A 1885-nucleotide genomic window follows, 5' to 3' on the forward strand; every position below is an offset into this window, starting at 1 on the left:
CAGCCCGGTTAACGTGCCGGCACGGCCTGGGTAACCAGGTATTTTGTCCACAGAACCGTGCACAAAATGCTGTGGATAAGCTGGACACAGCACTCCACAGCAGGCATACAGCCACACCCTCAGAGAATTGAGCATTTTTTAGTCAGAGCAATGACATTTGACTGTGTGCGGATTCAGTTATTAGAATGCTGTATATGCATACAGTAAAAGAAAAGGGAGATGAGAACATGATCCGCATTGAAATTCTTTTCGACCGCCAGAGCACAAAAAACCTCAAATCAGGCACACTTCAGGCGCTACAGAATGAAATCGAACAACGTCTGAAACCACACTACCCGGAAATCTGGCTGCGTATAGACCAGGGCAGCGCCCCGTCTGTATCTGTCACAGGAGCCCGCAACGACAAGGATAAAGAACGTATCCTGTCTCTGCTGGAAGAAATCTGGCAGGACGACAGCTGGCTGCCTGCAGCATGAGTACCGTTTATCACCGTCCGGCTGACCCTTCAGGCGATGACAGTTACGTGCGACCGTTGTTTGCCGATCGTTGCCAGGCCGGTTTTCCTTCGCCTGCCACTGATTATGCTGAGCAGGAACTGGATCTGAACAGCTATTGCATCAGCAGACCTGCAGCCACCTTCTTTCTGCGCGCCAGCGGTGAATCGATGAACCAGGCTGGCGTGCAGAATGGTGATCTGCTGGTAGTGGACAGGGCCGAAAAACCACAACACGGGGACATCGTTATCGCTGAGATCGACGGTGAGTTCACCGTCAAACGACTGCTGTTGCGCCCACGCCCGGCACTGGAGCCGGTTTCAGACAGCCCGGAGTTCCGCACACTGTATCCGGAAAACATCTGTATTTTTGGTGTTGTCACTCACGTGATACACAGGACGCGGGAGTTACGCTGATGTTTGCACTGGCTGATATCAACAGTTTCTACGCCTCATGTGAAAAAGTTTTCCGCCCGGACCTTCGCAACGAACCGGTCATCGTACTCAGCAATAACGATGGCTGTGTGATCGCGCGCAGCCCGGAGGCAAAAGCCCTTGGCATCAGAATGGGGCAGCCCTGGTTTCAGGTGAGACAAATGCGCCTGGAGAAGAAAATACATGTATTTTCCAGCAATTATGCGCTGTACCACAGCATGAGCCAACGGGTTATGGCTGTTCTGGAGTCGCTTTCTCCCGCAGTTGAGCCCTACTCAATTGATGAAATGTTCATTGATTTGCGGGGGATAAATCATTGCATCTCTCCGGAGTTTTTTGGTCATCAGCTCAGGGAACAGGTAAAGAGCTGGACAGGACTCACCATGGGGGTGGGCATTGCGCCTACAAAAACGCTGGCAAAAAGTGCACAGTGGGCAACAAAGCAATGGCCACAGTTTTCCGGTGTGGTCGCGCTGACGGCAGAAAACCGTAATCGGATCTTGAAGCTACTGGGGCTGCAGCCAGTTGGTGAGGTCTGGGGAGTAGGACGCAGACTGACGGAAAAGCTGAATGCACTGGGTATTAACACAGCACTGCAGCTGGCGCAGGCTAACACGGCATTCATCCGGAAAAACTTCAGCGTCATTCTTGAGCGTACGGTACGCGAACTCAACGGCGAGTCCTGCATATCCCTGGAAGAAGCACCACCGGCAAAACAGCAGATTGTCTGTAGTCGCAGTTTTGGTGAACGAATCACAGACAAAGATGCCATGCACCAGGCTGTTGTTCAGTATGCAGAGCGGGCCGCAGAGAAACTACGTGGGGAGCGTCAGTATTGCCGGCAGGTGACGACATTTGTACGGACATCACCCTTTGCAGTAAAAGAACCCTGTTACAGCAATGCCGCTGTGGAAAAGCTTCGTAATGTTCCGGTGACCTCATCTTCACAGAAATTTT

The 1885-nt window shown here is 52.0% G+C and carries 3 protein-coding genes; all 3 read left to right on the forward strand.

Translation table 11 applies throughout. The features are described from left to right. Window positions 1-227 precede the first annotated feature (227 nt). The gene (locus EQY_RS0122480) at window positions 228-476 is read left to right on the forward strand and encodes a DinI-like family protein (protein WP_000618110.1); all 249 of its coding nucleotides are present in this window, start codon (window positions 228-230) and stop codon (window positions 474-476) included. After that, entirely contained in the window at window positions 473-910 is a 438-nt protein-coding gene (umuD, locus tag EQY_RS0122485; protein ID WP_000109071.1) for a translesion error-prone DNA polymerase V autoproteolytic subunit, read from the forward strand. The genes EQY_RS0122480 and umuD overlap by 4 nt, the downstream gene beginning before the upstream one ends. Beyond that, the coding region (gene umuC, locus EQY_RS0122490; protein ID WP_000457499.1) for a translesion error-prone DNA polymerase V subunit UmuC at window positions 910-1885 on the forward strand (976 nt) is incomplete at its 3' end. The genes umuD and umuC, both read left to right, overlap by 1 nt.

Origin of the sequence: Escherichia sp. TW14182 (genome assembly GCF_000208525.1) — a bacterium.
In the GTDB taxonomy this organism is placed as follows: Bacteria; Pseudomonadota; Gammaproteobacteria; order Enterobacterales; family Enterobacteriaceae; genus Escherichia; species Escherichia ruysiae.

Coding starts and splice junctions, on each gene's coding strand:
- EQY_RS0122480 (WP_000618110.1), top strand. CDS start 228: ATGATCCGCATTGAAATTCTTTTCGACCGCCAGAGCACAAAAAACCTC.
- umuD (WP_000109071.1), top strand. CDS start 473: ATGAGTACCGTTTATCACCGTCCGGCTGACCCTTCAGGCGATGACAGT.